The sequence below is a fragment of the Bacteroides muris (ex Afrizal et al. 2022) genome (assembly GCF_004793475.1).
Classification (GTDB): domain Bacteria; phylum Bacteroidota; class Bacteroidia; order Bacteroidales; family Bacteroidaceae; genus Bacteroides; species Bacteroides muris.
In genome coordinates, this window is the sequence record NZ_SRYZ01000123.1 from 1 (window position 1) to 696 (window position 696).

1 protein-coding gene is annotated in these 696 nt (G+C 40.4%); it reads left to right on the forward strand.

From position 1 onward, the window contains the following. The coding region (locus E5355_RS19145) for an AAA family ATPase (protein ID WP_168354395.1) at positions 1-696 on the forward strand (696 nt) is incomplete at both ends.

Below are 696 nucleotides of genomic sequence, written 5' to 3' on the forward strand. Positions count from 1 at the left end.
GTTTTGTTTTCCTGACCGGAGTGACCAAGTTTGCGCAAGTAAGTGTGTTCAGTGATTTGAACCAGCTGAATGACATAAGCATGGATAGAGCATACAATGCTTTGTGCGGCATTACACAAGATGAACTTATAAAAACATTTGGCCCGGAAATACAACGGTTAAGTGAAAATGAAGAACTGACTTTGGAGGAAACGATTTTTCGGTTGGCAAAGAAATATGACGGCTATCATTTTTGTGAAGATACTTCGGTGGGGCTTTTTAACCCTTTCAGCCTTCTGAATGTATTCCAGAAATTGAAGTTCGGCAACTTCTGGTTTCAGACGGGTACACCTACTTATTTGGTGGATTTATTAAAAAAGAGTGACTATGATCTTCGCCTTCTGCTGAATGGCGTAGAGGTTACTGCCTCTGCCTTCTCTGAATATCGTGCAGAAGCTAATAATCCTCTGCCTATGATTTATCAGAGCGGTTACTTGACTATAAAGGCTTATGATAAGGAGGTTTGCCTTTATACGCTTCAATTTCCGAATGATGAAGTATGTTATGGTTTCCTCAATTTTCTGGTTCCTTTTTATACTAAAGTTACTGATGATGAGACTGGTTTCCACATCGCTAAATTCATGCGTGAATTGAAGAGTGGGGATGTGGAGGCGTTTATGGAGCGTCTTAAGATATTCTTCTCCGGTATTCCGTACG